The sequence below is a fragment of the Pseudomonas syringae genome (genome assembly GCF_021606685.1).
GTDB lineage: Bacteria > Pseudomonadota > Gammaproteobacteria > Pseudomonadales > Pseudomonadaceae > Aquipseudomonas > Aquipseudomonas syringae_R.
Window position 1 is genome coordinate 14,184 of record NZ_WKCB01000022.1, and the last position, 15,011, is coordinate 29,194.

The 15,011-nt window shown below is 59.9% G+C and carries 12 protein-coding genes and 4 tRNA genes; 13 read left to right on the forward strand and 3 right to left on the reverse strand.

Features of this window, described 5'->3' with window-relative positions; translation table 11 throughout:
- Nucleotides 1–19: 19 nt before the first annotated feature.
- Complete coding sequence (locus tag GIW02_RS11135) at nucleotides 20–1,411, reverse strand: aldehyde dehydrogenase family protein (RefSeq protein ID WP_236421865.1); 1,392 nt, start codon at nucleotides 1,409–1,411, stop codon at nucleotides 20–22.
- 103 nt (nucleotides 1,412–1,514) lie between these two features.
- Here GIW02_RS11135 and ptrR point away from each other — a divergent pair, with 103 nt between their 5' ends.
- Nucleotides 1,515–2,393 (forward strand): putrescine utilization regulator PtrR, encoded by an 879-nt coding sequence (gene ptrR, locus GIW02_RS11140; RefSeq protein WP_236419479.1) that lies wholly within the window; start codon nucleotides 1,515–1,517, stop codon nucleotides 2,391–2,393.
- Nucleotides 2,394–2,494: 101 nt separating this feature from the next.
- Here the strand turns inward: ptrR and GIW02_RS11145 are convergent, their stop codons facing one another.
- Together GIW02_RS11145 and GIW02_RS11150 are read right to left on the reverse strand one after the other, a co-directional pair.
- On the reverse strand, nucleotides 2,495–2,704 hold the full coding sequence (locus GIW02_RS11145) for a hypothetical protein (RefSeq protein WP_049712317.1): 210 nt from the start codon (nucleotides 2,702–2,704) through the stop codon (nucleotides 2,495–2,497).
- A gap of 458 nt (nucleotides 2,705–3,162) precedes the next feature.
- Nucleotides 3,163–4,359, reverse strand: coding sequence for an amino acid aminotransferase (locus GIW02_RS11150; RefSeq protein WP_236419477.1), 1,197 nt, complete (start codon nucleotides 4,357–4,359; stop codon nucleotides 3,163–3,165).
- A gap of 343 nt (nucleotides 4,360–4,702) precedes the next feature.
- Between GIW02_RS11150 and uvrB the strand changes: the two genes are divergently transcribed.
- The 12 genes from uvrB (at nucleotide 4,703) to GIW02_RS11210 (ending at nucleotide 14,928) form a co-directional block, all read left to right on the forward strand.
- Nucleotides 4,703–6,718, forward strand: a complete 2,016-nt coding sequence (gene uvrB, locus GIW02_RS11155) for an excinuclease ABC subunit UvrB (protein ID WP_017527823.1) — start codon at nucleotides 4,703–4,705, stop codon at nucleotides 6,716–6,718.
- A 218-nt stretch (nucleotides 6,719–6,936) separates the two neighbouring features.
- On the forward strand, nucleotides 6,937–8,418 hold the full coding sequence (gltX, locus tag GIW02_RS11160; protein WP_053128828.1) for a glutamate--tRNA ligase: 1,482 nt from the start codon (nucleotides 6,937–6,939) through the stop codon (nucleotides 8,416–8,418).
- Between the two features lie 147 nt (nucleotides 8,419–8,565).
- A tRNA-Ala gene (locus GIW02_RS11165) sits at nucleotides 8,566–8,641 on the forward strand.
- 78 nt (nucleotides 8,642–8,719) lie between these two features.
- Nucleotides 8,720–8,795: transfer RNA gene (locus GIW02_RS11170), tRNA-Glu, on the forward strand.
- Between the two features lie 50 nt (nucleotides 8,796–8,845).
- Nucleotides 8,846–8,921 (forward strand) — tRNA-Ala (locus tag GIW02_RS11175).
- 78 nt (nucleotides 8,922–8,999) lie between these two features.
- A tRNA-Glu gene (locus tag GIW02_RS11180) sits at nucleotides 9,000–9,075 on the forward strand.
- Nucleotides 9,076–9,265: 190 nt separating this feature from the next.
- Complete coding sequence (locus tag GIW02_RS11185; protein WP_236418920.1) at nucleotides 9,266–9,805, forward strand: TetR/AcrR family transcriptional regulator; 540 nt, start codon at nucleotides 9,266–9,268, stop codon at nucleotides 9,803–9,805.
- 16 nt (nucleotides 9,806–9,821) lie between these two features.
- Nucleotides 9,822–10,655: an alpha/beta fold hydrolase gene (locus GIW02_RS11190; protein WP_236418922.1), complete on the forward strand. Its 834-nt coding sequence runs from the start codon at nucleotides 9,822–9,824 to the stop codon at nucleotides 10,653–10,655.
- Nucleotides 10,656–10,696: 41 nt separating this feature from the next.
- On the forward strand, nucleotides 10,697–11,131 hold the full coding sequence (locus GIW02_RS11195; protein ID WP_116626400.1) for an acyl-CoA thioesterase: 435 nt from the start codon (nucleotides 10,697–10,699) through the stop codon (nucleotides 11,129–11,131).
- Nucleotides 11,132–11,186: 55 nt separating this feature from the next.
- Complete coding sequence (locus GIW02_RS11200) at nucleotides 11,187–12,158, forward strand: tRNA-dihydrouridine synthase (RefSeq protein ID WP_236418924.1); 972 nt, start codon at nucleotides 11,187–11,189, stop codon at nucleotides 12,156–12,158.
- A 414-nt stretch (nucleotides 12,159–12,572) separates the two neighbouring features.
- On the forward strand, nucleotides 12,573–14,000 hold the full coding sequence (locus GIW02_RS11205) for a hypothetical protein (protein WP_236418927.1): 1,428 nt from the start codon (nucleotides 12,573–12,575) through the stop codon (nucleotides 13,998–14,000).
- 85 nt (nucleotides 14,001–14,085) lie between these two features.
- Nucleotides 14,086–14,928, forward strand: coding sequence for a hypothetical protein (locus GIW02_RS11210; protein WP_236421866.1), 843 nt, complete (start codon nucleotides 14,086–14,088; stop codon nucleotides 14,926–14,928).
- The last annotated feature ends 83 nt before the right edge of the window (nucleotides 14,929–15,011 follow it).

The following is a 15,011-nucleotide window of genomic DNA, read 5'->3' on the forward strand; positions in this document are numbered from 1 at the left end:
TTTTCGTTGAGTCGTGGACTTACTTGCGGTCCAGCCACACGGTCTGCGCGTTGCAGAATTCCCTCACACCAAAGTGCGACAACTCGCGGCCAAACCCACTCTTTTTCACACCACCGAACGCCACCCGAGGGTCGGAGACGCTGAAGGCGTTAACGAAGATTCCGCCGGTTTCCAGCTGGTTGGCGATGTCGCGTGCCTTGGCCGAATCCTGGGTAAAGATGCTCGCGGTAAGGCCGAACTCGCTGTCGTTGGCCAGGGCCACGGCGTGGTCGGCGTCGCGCGCGGTGATGATTGACGCCACCGGGCCGAACAGTTCCTGTTTGAACGAGGTCATCTGGTCGGTCACGTTGGCCAATACGGTCGGCGCGTAGTAGTTGCCTTCGCCTGCGACTTTGTTGCCGCCCAGCAGCAGGGTGGCGCCTTCTTCCAGGGTGGCCTGGACCTGGCCGTGCAGCTCGTCGCGCAGGTCAAAGCGGGCCATGGGGCCAACGTAGGTGGCGGTCGATGTCGGGTCGCCCATGACCAGTGCACGGCTGGCTTCGAGGAATTTGGCGGTGAAGGCCTCCACCACCCCCTCTTCGATGATCAGGCGCTTGGCGGCGGCGCAGACCTGGCCGCTGTTCTGGAAGCGACCGATCACGGCGGCCTGCACGGCGGCGTCGAGGTCGGCGTCGTTGAGCACGATGAACGGGTCGGAGCCACCCAGTTCCAGTACACATTTTTTCAGCGCGGCACCGGCCTGGGAACCGATGGCGATGCCAGCGCGCACGCTGCCGGTGAGGGTGACGGCGGCGATACGAGGGTCGGCGATGGCCTTGGACACGCCGTCCTGGGTCACGTTGATCACTTCGAACAGGCCGTCAGCGAAGCCGGCTTTCTGGAACGCCGTTTTCATCAGGTAGGCGCTGCCCATCACATTCGGCGCATGTTTAAGCACATAGGTGTTGCCCGCAAGCATGGTCGGTACGGCGCCGCGCAGCACCTGCCAGACCGGGAAGTTCCATGGCATCACGGCGAGGATAGGGCCCAGTGGGCGGTATTCGATTTGTGCGCTGCCGTTGTCGACCAGGGTCGGCTCCGGTGCCAGCATGGCGGGGCCCTGGGCGGCATACCATTCGGCGAGCAGCGCGCATTTTTCGATTTCAGCGCGGGCCTGGGCGATCGGCTTGCCCATTTCCAGGGTGATCATCTGCGCCATCTCTTCGGCCTGTTCACGCAGGGTGCTGGCCAGGGCCAGCAGCAATTCGGCGCGTTGGCTGACCGGCTGGCGGCGCCAGGTGCGGAAGGCGGCGGTGGCGCGGTCGAGCGCGGCGTCCAGTTGCGACGCGTTTTCATAAGGGTAGCTGCCGACCGTTTCGCCAGTGGCGGGGTTGATCGACAGGGCGTGGGTCTGGTGAGAAATAGCGTTCATGGCACCGTCCTGCTGAATGAGTGGAATGGGTTCAGCCTACGGGGCTGGTGCTTTTCTGGAAACTGAATAATATTAAGCAATACATTCACGAATGGAGAATAACGTGGACCTGGTGCAACTCGAAATATTCAAGGCCGTTGCCGAGCAAGGCAGCATCAGCGCCGCTGCGCAGTTGATTCATCGGGTGCCGTCGAACCTGACCACCCGCATCAAGCAACTGGAGCGGGACTTGGGCGTGGAATTGTTTATCCGCGAGAAAAGCCGCCTGCGCCTGTCACCGGCCGGGTGGAATTTCCTCGGTTATGCGCGGCGCATTCTTGACCTGGTACAAGAGGCCCGAGCGACGGTGGCGGGGGAGGAGCCCCAGGGCGCGTTTGCCCTCGGTTCGCTGGAGAGCACGGCGGCGGTGCGCATCCCGGCATTGCTGGCGGCGTATAACCAGAAGCACACCAAGGTCGAATTGGACCTGAGCACCGGCCCCTCTGGCACCATGATCGAAGGCGTACTGTCGGGGCGCCTGACGGCGGCCTTTGTCGATGGCCCGGTGCTGCACTCCACCCTGGACGGCGTGGCGGTGTTCGAGGAGGAAATGGTCGTGGTCGCGCCGCTGCACCATGCACCGATCACCCGTGGGCAAGACGTGAACGGCGAGAACATTTATACGTTCCGCTCCAACTGTTCCTATCGGCATCATTTCGAGCGCTGGTTTTCACAGGACGGTGCGGTGCCGGGCAAGATCTTTGAAATCGAGTCCTACCACGGCATGCTCGCTTGCGTCAGCGCCGGTGCCGGCCTGGCGTTGATGCCGCGCAGCATGCTGGAAAACATGCCGGGGTTCGCGGCGGTGAGCGTGTGGCCGTTGGCGGACAGCTTCCGCCTCCTCAATACCTGGCTGATCTGGCGCCGGGGCACGGTGTCGCAGAGCTTGAGCAGTTTTGTGACGTTGCTGGAAGAGCGCGGTCTGGTAACGACGCAGAGCTGATGTGGGAGCGGGCTTGCTCGCGAAGGCGGTGTATCAGTGATGGGTGTGTTGGCTGACCCACCGTTTTCGCGAGCAAGCCCGCTCCCACATTTTGATCTTTATCAGCCACCGAATTGCAGGGTGCCCATGGCGAGTTTTGCCATCAGTGCTGTTGCACCCAGCTGCACCAGCCACAGCGCCAAACCACCGAGGAATACGCCCAGGGCTACCTGCAGCACCAGGCTTTTCTGGCGCTTGGCTTGCGGGGCGCGCGGGGTGTAGTCGTGCAATTCGTCGCGGTCGGCACGCAGGTCCAGGTCATCGTTTCTCATAAGGTTCTCACAGCAAAGGGGCAGTCGAGGTTCAGTCTAGGGGCTGCGCGTTGTGCCCAGTGAATTTTTTGCGGGCGATATGATTCTTGTGGCGAGCGAGCTTGCTCGCGCTGGGGCGCGTAGCGGCCCCTTGTTCAGGCACCGCGTTTTGTCAGGAAGTTCAAGGTGGCAGGGTTTTTGGGCTGCTGCGCAGCCCAACGCGAGCAAGCTCGCTCGCCACAGGTTCAACCAGGCTACAGGTTCAGTCAGGCCACAGGTTCAACCAGGCTACAGGTTCAGTTAGGCCACAGGTTCAACCAGGCTACAGGTTCAGTTAGGCCACAGGTTCAACTAGGCCATAGGTTCAGTTAGGCCACAGGTTCAACTAGGCCTCAGGTTCAGCTAAGCCATAGGCTTAGCGTTTGCGCATAAAAAAGGGGAAGCCCATGAATGGCTTCCCCTTCTTCAGCTGTTAACGCTTACAGCACTTGCACGATCGCCTGGGTCACCGCGCCAATGTTCGACTGGTTCAGTGCCGCCACGCAGATGCGCCCGGTATCCAGCGCGTAGATACCGAACTCGGTGCGCAGGCGGGTGACTTGCTCAACCGTCAGGCCCGAGTAGGAGAACATCCCGCGCTGACGGCCGACGAAGCTGAAGTCGTGACCCGGAGCAGCCTTGGCCAGCTCGGCGACCATCTGCTCACGCATGCCACGGATGCGCAGGCGCATTTCGGCCAGTTCGGCTTCCCACTGGGCGCGCAGCTCAGGGTTGTTCAGCACTGCCGCCACGATGGCGGCGCCGTGGGTTGGCGGGTTGGAGTAGTTGGTGCGGATAACGCGTTTGACCTGGGACAGGATGCGCGCGCTTTCTTCCTTGGATTCGCTGACGATCGACAGCGCGCCCACACGTTCGCCATACAGCGAGAACGACTTGGAGAACGAGCTGGACACAAAGAAGGTCAGGCCCGATTCAGCGAACAGGCGCACGGCCGCAGCGTCTTCGTGGATGCCGTCGCCAAAGCCCTGGTAGGCCATGTCGAGGAACGGCACGAGGTTCTTGGCCTTGACCACGTCCAGCACGTTTTGCCAGTCGGCCGGGCTCAGGTCGACGCCGGTCGGGTTATGGCAGCACGCGTGCAGCACCACGATGGACTGTGGCGGCAGGGCATTGAGGTCTTCGAGCAGGCCGGCGCGGTTCACGTCGTGGGTGGCGGCGTCGTAGTAGCGGTAGGTCTGCACCGGGAAGCCGGCTTTTTCGAACAGCGCCTGGTGGTTTTCCCAGCTTGGGTCGCTGATGGCGACGACGGCGTTGGGCAGCAGCTGCTTGAGGAAGTCGGCGCCGATTTTCAGCGCGCCGGTGCCGCCGACCGCTTGGGCGGTGATTACGCGACCAGCGCTCAGCAGCGGCGACTCAGCGCCGAACAGCAGCTTTTGCACGGCCTGGTCGTAGGCGACGATACCGTCGATCGGCAGGTAGCCACGGGCGGCGTGTTGCGCCACACGAATGGCTTCCGCTTCGGCAACGGCACGCAAGAGTGGAATCTTCCCCTCCTCGTTGCAGTAAACGCCCACGCCAAGGTTGACCTTGGTGGTTCGTGTGTCGGCGTTGAATGCTTCGTTGAGGCCCAGGATAGGATCGCGTGGTGCCATTTCGACAGCGGAGAACAGGCTCATTTTTGCGGCAGCTCTATGGGGGAATGGAGGGACGTGTCGCGCTCCAGCCGAATGCACTAGAGCGGTGCACAAACGGGGAGCTAGTATAGAGGCCCGCACCGTCGAGGGCGACAGCCGAAACGGCTTTTCAGCCAAGTTTTTCGGTTTATTTGCTCACCGTTAGTCTTATTGCAACCTTGATCGTAGACGGCAGGTCAGAGGATTGCCTTGAAACCCGTCACATTCGCCACCACTTCTACAGCTATCATGGTTTTTTCCTGCAACCTGCGATGACTATTCGCGGGTTGCTGAGCTTTTCGTCCTTGGCAGCTGTAGGCCCGGGGTGACTTGAACGAGGTACGTTATGTCGGATTTCCAGCTCGTCACCCGCTTTGAACCCGCCGGCGATCAACCCGAGGCCATTCGCCAGATGGTCGAAGGCATCGAAGCTGGCCTGGCGCACCAGACGCTGCTCGGGGTGACCGGTTCGGGCAAGACCTTCAGCATCGCCAACGTGATCGCGCAGATCAACCGCCCGACCCTGGTGCTGGCGCCGAACAAGACCCTGGCCGCGCAGCTGTATGGCGAGTTCAAGGCGTTTTTCCCGAACAACGCCGTGGAGTACTTCGTTTCCTATTACGACTACTACCAGCCCGAAGCCTATGTGCCGTCCTCCGATACCTTTATCGAGAAGGATGCGTCGATCAACGACCACATCGAGCAGATGCGGCTGTCGGCGACCAAGGCGCTGCTGGAACGCAAGGATGCGATCATCGTCACCACGGTGTCGTGCATTTACGGCCTGGGCAGCCCGGAAACCTATTTGAAAATGGTGCTGCACGTCGACCGCGGCGACAAACTCGACCAGCGCGAATTGCTGCGCCGCCTGACGAGCCTGCAATACACGCGCAACGACATGGATTTTGCCCGCGCCACCTTCCGCGTGCGTGGCGATGTGATCGACATCTACCCGGCCGAGTCCGACCTCGAAGCGATCCGCATCGAGCTGTTCGACGATGAAGTCGAGAGCCTGTCGGCCTTCGACCCGTTGACCGGCGAGGTGATCCGCAAGCTGCCGCGCTTCACCTTCTATCCGAAAAGCCACTACGTGACGCCGCGCGAAACCCTGATGGGGGCCATCGAGGGCATCAAGGTCGAGCTGGCCGAGCGCCTGGAATACCTGCGCGCCAACAACAAATTGGTGGAAGCCCAGCGCCTGGAGCAGCGCACGCGCTTCGACCTGGAGATGATCCTGGAGCTGGGTTACTGCAACGGCATCGAAAACTACTCGCGCTACCTCTCGGGCCGTGACTCTGGGGCGCCACCGCCGACGCTCTACGACTACCTGCCGGACGACGCGTTGTTGGTGATCGACGAATCCCACGTCAGCGTGCCGCAGGTGGGCGCCATGTATAAAGGCGACCGTTCGCGCAAGGAAACCCTGGTGGAGTACGGGTTCCGCTTGCCGTCGGCGCTGGACAACCGGCCGATGCGCTTCGACGAGTGGGAGGCCATCAGCCCGCAGACCATTTTTGTGTCGGCCACCCCGGGCAACTATGAGGCCGAGCATGCTGGCCGCGTGATCGAGCAGCTCGTGCGGCCGACCGGCCTTGTCGATCCCGAGATTGAAATCCGCCCGGCGCTGACCCAGGTTGATGACCTGCTGTCGGAAATCAACAAGCGCGTAGCCCTGGAAGAGCGGGTGCTGGTCACCACGCTGACCAAGCGCATGTCCGAAGACTTGACCGACTACCTGGCCGATCACGGCGTGCGCGTGCGCTACCTGCACTCGGACATCGACACCGTGGAGCGCGTGGAGATTATCCGCGACCTGCGCTTGGGCACCTTTGACGTGTTGGTGGGGATCAACCTGCTGCGTGAGGGCCTGGATATGCCGGAAGTGTCGCTGGTGGCGATTCTGGATGCGGACAAGGAGGGCTTCCTGCGCTCCGAGCGCTCGCTGATCCAGACCATCGGCCGTGCGGCGCGTAACCTCAATGGTCGCGCGATTCTCTACGCGGACCGCATCACCGGCTCCATGGAGCGGGCGATTGGCGAGACCCAGCGCCGTCGCGACAAACAGATCGCCTTCAACCTGGAAAACGGTATTACGCCCAAAGGCGTGTTCAAGGACGTTGCCGACATCATGGAAGGCGCCACGGTGCCCGGCTCGCGCAGCAAGAAGCGCAAAGGCATGGCCAAGGCGGCGGAGGAAAGTGCCAAGTACGAGAACGAACTGCGCTCGCCGAGTGAAATCACCAAGCGTATCCGCCAGTTGGAAGAGAAGATGTACCAGTTGGCGCGGGACCTTGAGTTTGAGGCGGCGGCGCAGACGCGTGATGAGATTGGCAAGCTGCGCGAGCGGCTATTGGCTGTCTGATTTGCGGTGACTGGGTTGGCCTCATCGGGGGCAAGCCCCCTCCCACATTTCGACCGCATTCCAACTGAGGGGGCGCGGTCAAGTGTGGGAGGGGGCTTGCCCCCGATGGCTTCACCTCGGTCTCCCAGATTCTCCCAAGCTGGAGCCCAACCACCCCAGGCTGTTACCATTCGCCCCTTGTTTCAATTTTCAGTTTTATCGCCCATTCGAGACCAGCCATGACCACCGTCCGCACGCGCATTGCGCCATCGCCTACTGGGGATCCCCACGTCGGTACTGCCTACATCGCCTTGTTCAACTACTGCTTTGCCAAGCAGCACGGCGGTGAATTCATCCTGCGGATCGAAGACACCGATCAACTGCGCTCCACCCGTGAGTCGGAGCAGCAGATTTTCGATGCGCTGCGCTGGTTGGGCATTACCTGGGCAGAAGGCCCGGACGTCGGCGGCCCGCACGGCCCGTATCGCCAAAGCGAGCGCAGCGACATCTACAAGCAATACACCCAGCAACTGGTCGACATGGGGCATGCGTTCCCATGCTTCTGCACCGCCGAAGAACTCGACCAGATGCGCGCCGAGCAACAGGCCCGGGGCGAAACCCCGCGCTATGACGGCCGCGCGCTGCTGCTGTCGAAAGAAGAAGTGGCCCAGCGCCTGGCCGCCGGCGAACCGCACGTGATCCGCATGAAAGTGCCGAGCGAAGGCGTGTGCGTGGTGCCGGACATGCTGCGCGGTGACGTCGAGATCCCGTGGGACCGCATGGACATGCAAGTGCTGATGAAGACCGACGGCCTGCCGACGTACTTCCTGGCCAACGTGGTCGACGACCACTTGATGGGCATCACCCACGTGCTGCGCGGCGAAGAGTGGCTGCCGTCGGCGCCGAAACTGATCCTGCTGTACGAATACTTTGGCTGGGAACAGCCGCAGCTGTGCTACATGCCGCTGCTGCGTAACCCGGACAAGAGCAAGCTGTCCAAGCGCAAGAACCCGACCTCGGTGACCTTTTACGAGCGTATGGGCTTCATGCCGGAAGCGATGCTCAACTACCTGGGCCGCATGGGCTGGTCGATGCCGGACGAGCGCGAGAAGTTTTCGCTGCAGGAAATGGTCGACAACTTCGACCTGTCCCGCGTCTCCCTGGGCGGGCCGATTTTCGATATCGAGAAGCTCTCGTGGCTCAATGGCCAGTGGCTGCGTGACTTGCCGGTGGAAGAATTCGCCAGCCGTGTGCAGCAGTGGGCGTTGAACCCCGAGTACATGATGAAGATCGCGCCGTTGGTGCAGGGCAGGGTGGAGACGTTCAGCCAGGTCGCGCCGTTGGCCAGCTTTTTCTTTGCCGGGGGCGTGAACCCGGATGCCAAGCTGTTCGAGTCCAAGAAGCTCTCGGGTGACCAGGTTCGCCAATTGATGCAGTTGATCTTGTGGAAGCTCGAAAGCCTGCGCCAGTGGGAAAAGGATGCGATCACCGCGACGATTCAGGCCGTGGTTGAGTCCCTTGAATTGAAACTGCGCGACGCCATGCCGCTGATGTTCGCTGCGATTACCGGGCAGGCCAGTTCGGTGTCGGTGTTGGATGCGATGGAAATTCTCGGCCCCGACCTCACGCGTTTCCGCCTGCGCCAAGCCCTTGATTTGCTTGGTGGTGTGTCGAAGAAAGAAAACAAAGAGTGGGAAAAGCTGCTGGGCGCTATCGCCTGAGCAGCCTGATGGAACGACGAAACCCCGGCTTTCCGGGGTTTCGACGGTAAGTGATTGTTATCCCGGCAAAAAATTTTGGAAAATGTTGAAAATAAATTTGACACACTTCCAAACCGCCATTAAGATTCGCCCCGTCCTCACCGATGAGGGGCTATAGCTCAGCTGGGAGAGCGCTTGCATGGCATGCAAGAGGTCAACGGTTCGATCCCGTTTAGCTCCACCAATTTACAGGTTCAAGGTCTGGCCACACCGTCCTTGAATTGATCAGTTCTCAGCGCTGATCAGATGTACAGAAGGTTTTGTCCCCTTCGTCTAGTGGCCTAGGACACCGCCCTTTCACGGCGGTAACAGGGGTTCGAGTCCCCTAGGGGACGCCATTTTCAACAAGCAGCTCGAAAGGTCTGCTGCGTCGCGAGACGAAAAATCCGGGGCTATAGCTCAGCTGGGAGAGCGCTTGCATGGCATGCAAGAGGTCAACGGTTCGATCCCGTTTAGCTCCACCAATTTACAGATTCAGGGTTCCGGCCACACCGTCCCTGAATCAGATCAGTCTCAGCCTGATCAGTGTACAGAAGGTTTGTGTCCCCTTCGTCTAGTGGCCTAGGACACCGCCCTTTCACGGCGGTAACAGGGGTTCGAGTCCCCTAGGGGACGCCACGATTACCCGCTCTGCGGGATTTTTAAGGGTCATTCAATTATTGAATGGCCCTTTTGTTTGTCTGGCGTTTGGCCAACTCTCTCCTCTCTTCCCTTCTTCCCTTCTTCTGTTCTGACCAGTGGTCATGCGTGTCGCTTGCGAAATATTATTATGGTAATAATATTCAACCCATGAAAGTCGGAGGCAACGATGAACGATAAAAAAGCGCAAACCCGCGAACGTATTCTGCAAGCCGCCAGCGCCGCGTTGATCCAGCGTGGCCCGGCCGAGCCGAGCGTGGGCGAGGTCATGGGGGCGGCGGGGCTGACCGTTGGTGGTTTCTACGCGCACTTTGAAAGCAAGGACGCGCTGATGCTGGAGGCGTTCACACAGCTGCTGGCCCGGCGGCGTGCGTCGATTGACGACATGGATGCGCAACTCACCGGCGAAGAGCGCAGGGGGCTGGTGGCGGCGTTCTACCTGTCACGCAAGCACCGCGACTCCACGGCCCAGGCATGTCCGATCCCGGCCACCGTTGGCGAGATGGCGCGCTTGCCCGAGGCCTTTCGTGACGCACTCAATGAGCATGTGGAGCTGATGGCCGCCCAACTCGCCGCGAGCCCCGAGGATACCGACAAGGCCTTGGCGGACATGGCGCTGATGATCGGTGGCCTGGCGTTGGCCCGTGCCCTCGGGCCGGGTGAGTTATCCGACCGGGTACTGCGCGCCGCCAAGTCGGCTGTGCAATAGGAAGAGGGCTTGCAGCATGGGCACGTTAACCTGGATTCGTCGTTTTAACGGCACGCTGGGGCACCTGGCGCCACACACAGTGGCCAGCAAGATGCGTCGTGCCTTCATGACCCCGCGCGATTTGCCACCGCGTGACTGGGAATTACCGCTGTTGGCGCAATCGGAACGCATCACCCTGCGTTTCGGCCTGTCTGCGCTGCGCTGGGGTCAGGGGCCCGCGGTGCTGATGATGCACGGTTGGGAAGGTCGGCCAACCCAGTTCGCCAGCCTGATCACCGCGCTGGTGGATAACGGTTATTCAGTGATCGCCCTGGATGGCCCCGCCCACGGCCATTCGCCAGGGCGTGAAGCGCATGTGCTGCTGTTTGCCCGTGCCATGCTCGAGGCAGCCGCCGAGCTGCCGCCGCTGCACGCGGTAATCGGCCATTCCATGGGCGGCGCCAGTGCGATGCTGGCGGTGCAATTGGGGCTGCATACCGAGGCGCTGGTGAGTATTGCCGCGCCATCGCGTTTCCTTGACGTACTGCGCGGTTTTACCCACATGGTCGGTTTGCCGGCGCGCGCTCGCGCGGCGTTTATCCAGGAGGTGGAACACACTTTCGGCATGCCGCTCAAGCACTTGGATGTCGCCCACTACCAGATGAGTATCCCCGGCCTGATTGTGCACGCTGAAGACGATACCTTTGTGCCGGTCAAAGCGTCGCAAGCGATTCATGACGCCTGGTTCGACAGCCGGCTGCTGCGCCTGGAGCAGGGCGGGCACCAGAAAGTGCTGGCCGACCCGCGTGTGGTCGAGGGGGTGCTGACGCTGTTGGCCGGTCGCCGTCTACAGGCGCGGCAAAGCGCCTGATACACTGCCCCCCGCCGACATTAATCGACTGGGAGCACCGCATGGGCTGGGATTTGGCAACGCCGTTCATCATCGATCTGCAGGTTGCGCCTGAAGACATCGACGGCCTCGGGCACGCCAACAATGCGGTCTACGTGTCCTGGCTGGAACGCTGCGCCTGGCGGCACTCCCAGCGTCTGGGCCTGGACCTCACCGAATATCGCCGCCTGGATCGCGCCATGGCCGTGGTGCGCCATGAAATCGACTATCTGGCGGCGGGCTACGAAGGCGACGAGTTGCAACTGGCCACCTGGATCGTCGACTGGGACCAGCGCCTGAAAATGACCCGTCGTTTTCAGCTGGTACGCCCGCGTGATGGCGTGACCCTGCTGCGGGCCCAAACCACCTTTGTCTGCATCGAACTGTCCAGCGGCAAGCCAAAGCGCATGCCTGCCGAGTTTCTCGACGGTTATGGCCCCGCCCTGACAGGGGGTTAACGGTTGCCCGAGGAAAACCAGTAAACTGCGCCACGATTTTTGTTGAGTGTTTTCCATGCAAATTGCTTTGGCGCCCATGGAGGGGTTGGTCGACAACATCCTGCGCGACGTGCTGACCCGCGTGGGCGGTATCGACTGGTGCGTGACCGAGTTCATTCGCGTCAATGACCGCCTGCTGACCCCGGCCTATTTCCACAAGCTCGCTCCAGAGTTGCTGCACGGTGCGCATACTGCTGCGGGCGTACCTCTGCGCGTGCAATTGCTCGGCTCCGACCCGGTATGCCTGGCGGAAAACGCCGCCTTGGCCTGTGAATTGGGCTCCCAGGTCATCGACCTGAACTTCGGCTGCCCGGCCAAGACCGTCAACAAGTCCCGTGGCGGCGCGGTGCTGCTCAAGGAGCCGGAGCTGCTCAACCAGATCGTCGAGCACGTACGCCGTGCGGTGCCGGCGCATATCCCGGTCACCGCCAAGATGCGCCTGGGCTTCGACAGCCCGGACGGCGCGCTGGTGTGCGCCACCGCCCTGGCCGAAGGCGGCGCGGCGCATATCGTGGTGCACGCGCGCACCAAGACCGATGGCTATAAGCCACCGGCGCATTGGGAGTGGATCCCGCGTGTGCAGGACGTGGTCAAGGTGCCGGTATTCGCCAATGGTGATATCTGGAGCGTCGAAGACTGGCGGCGCTGTCGGGAAATCAGCGGCGTCGAAGACATCATGCTCGGTCGCGGCCTGGTGGCGCGTCCGGACCTGGCTCGGCAGATTGCCGCCGCCCGTGCAGGTGAAGATGTGGTGGAAATGACCTGGGCGCAGATGCAGCCGCTGCTTCAAGCGTTCTGGCGTCAGTGCGTGGAGCAGTTGACTGAGCGTCAGGCGCCTGGCCGGTTGAAGCAATGGCTGGCGATGCTGACCCGTAACTATCCGGAGGCGGTGGAGTTATTCAGCGCAATGCGCCGCGAAACTGATTTGGCGCAGGTAGGGCATTTGCTTGGGGTGAGCCAGCCGCAGCACGAAGCGGTGATGCCGTAATATCAGCTATCTATCCGTTTTAAAGTCCAGGGCGCTTCAAGCGCCCTTTTTCATGTCCGTTGATTTTGTTATTTAAGACAAAGTGTTTGCGCGCGTAGTAACTAGCATAGTTGAGGCGCGTTGTTAGTGTTTGATGATGTCATCAAGTGTCATGGATGACGACTGTTGCCCTTTGTGTCTTCGTTATTTGTATTGGAGAGGCAAGCGCTCACGGTTTTTCGTGAGTGTCTATAAGGAGTTTTCCCTCGATTCCTATTGGTTTCCTAATGTGAATTGGAAAAGTCGGAACTTAAAGTCCTGGTAATCCACGAAAGAGGGGAGTGTAAGCACTCATACGTGTTTTAAAATTCCAATCATATCGACAGTTTCTCCGGTCGCGTGCCGACGTGGAGCAACGCAGAATAAGGTAACTACATGTCTAATCTGCCAATTAATAATTTCATGCCCATGAATCATAACTACCCATTACAGGGTCAAGACAAACCTGTGGTTGATAAAGTGCATGATCCGCTGGTGTCTAATGGTATTACCGATATGCCACTGCTTGATCATGATGCAGGGTCGAAAGACGATCACGCTACTATGAACACGGCGGTTCTTAATCAGATTTTTGATATGTTGGAATCGCTCTTCAAGGCTATGCGAAACATGTTCACCCGCCAAGGCGCGATACCCCAACCAATGCCTGAGGCGGGCGTGTTGCCTAAAGTGACGCCGCAGGCCAACCCGGGCTCAAGCGTGGTTGCAGGAACCGCTGAAAAAACGCCTGAGCAGGCGGACGCAGATCCAAAGGCGAATACCGGCGTGCAATTGCTCAAGGATATTGCGTCCAAAGCCCTTGCGGACGCTGCTGTGATGCCCAAGCCGGCGCAAAACGCCGAACCTGAGTCAATGGAGAACCCCGGCAATGACGCCGAGAACCGCCCGGAGGCGGGCATGTTGACCAAAACGCTGACTCGCGAAGTGCCAGACACTCTGTTGGCTAAGGAGTTGCAGAATAGTCAGACCGCTGGAATTAACATGACGGTTCAGGTGATTAACTGCGATCACGCTCATCCTGAAGTAAATGTTATTCGTGACACCTCAACGGTCGACGGCCAGACATCGTTGCTGCTGAACACTCCGGACACATCCAAAGTTGATGGCCAGACATCGTTGGTGCTGAACACCCCAGACAAACCCAAAGTCGATGGCCAGACATCGCTGGTGCTGAACACCCCGGACACATCCAAAGTCGATGGCCAGACATCGTCGGTGCTGAACACTCCGGACATATCCAAAGTCGATGGTCAGACATCGTTGGTGCTGAACACTCCGGACACATCCAAAGTCGATGGCCAGACGTCGTTGGTGCTGAACACTCCGGACACATCCAAAGTTGATGGCCAGACGTCGTTGGTGCTGAACACCCCGGACACATCCAAAGTTGATGGTCAGACGTCGTTGGTGCTGAGCACCCCGGACAAGCCCGAGGTCGATGGCCAGCCGCCGCTGGTGCTGAATACCCCGGAAAAAACCCAAGTGGATGGCCAGACGCCGTTGGCGCTGAATACGCCTGAAAAGCCGGAGGTCGATGGGCAGCCGTCCGTGGTGGTAAATAAGCCGGACACGCCAGAGGTTGATGGCGAAACGGTGAAGATCTCCCGGACCCCGAAAAACCTTGAGGCGGACACCAAGCCTGGTGACGTGCAACCCGAGGTCACGCCTGGCAGCAGCCCCAAGTTGAAACTGACCTCCCCCGGGCCTGCCGATGACTCTTTGGATCATGTTTTTCTTAACCGCAGCCGGAACCGGTTCGACAACGCCTGGGGCGCGAATACGGATCACCGGGCGCGGGCGTAAGTTCGGCAGGTCTTTTCAGAGCATGGGCTGATGAAGTTGCCCCCTTGGCTGACGATGCAGGGGGGTACTTTAAAAAGGTGAATGTATGTCCGGACTGGCAATTAATTCTGCATCCGCTGTAAGCCGCAGCTATCACGCGCTTGATGCGCGTGCTGCACTTACCCTTGAAAGTAGTTCGCGTCACGTAAATGCCTCAACCTATGGCGGCCTGTCTTCGTTGTGGGGTGGCACCCAAGCGGACTTGGCGACCTTACTCAATACGTTTTCGCTAAGGCTCAGCGAGCTTATGGCGAGTTTGCAGCAGGTGTTACCGCAGCCAGGCGCTCTTGCAGATCTGTCGAGCAAGCGCAATGGCGCCCAACCGGATCATTGCTGGGTTGGGTTCCGCCAGGGGCCTACTGGCAATTGTGTGACGGTGGCGGCGATCAAGGCCGCCATGCTCAAGTTTGGGCAAAGCCCCACGGATATTTTTCAGGGCGTTAGCAAAGAGGGTAACGGCTATCGAGTGGTCATGCGCGACGGCTACTCGCTGCATGTAAGTCGTGGGGAGTTAGCGCAGGCTGCGCGAGCGTCCAGGTTTGTCAGCCGAGATAAAGAAGTGCTCAAGGATGCGCATTTCTTGTTTGCGGTAAGTGCCAAACGAGCTCAACTGGAAAATAATGATGGTTACGCGCGAAGGGGTTTCGGGTTTGCCATTTATAGCTTGAATGAAGGTGAGGATGAAGATGAAAACAAGCCTGGGGAAGCGCTACTCAGGCTGGGGTTGGGGCGCTATATCAAGCGTGTTCCTGTGAGTGAACTTGCGCGTGGTGAGTTGGGTGTTGTCAATTGCGGTAATCACTCGGCGGTGGTGATTAACGGTGTTGAAGAGTATTACGGGAGGAGAGGGAAAATTCCGGTACGGGGCGATGCAATCGCGTTCACGTAATGCGCGATAGTAAGTTGTCAGTCGATCATCAGTGTGTCTTGCCCTCGTTTTATATCGGGGGTCGCTTATCAATTGTGCAGGTG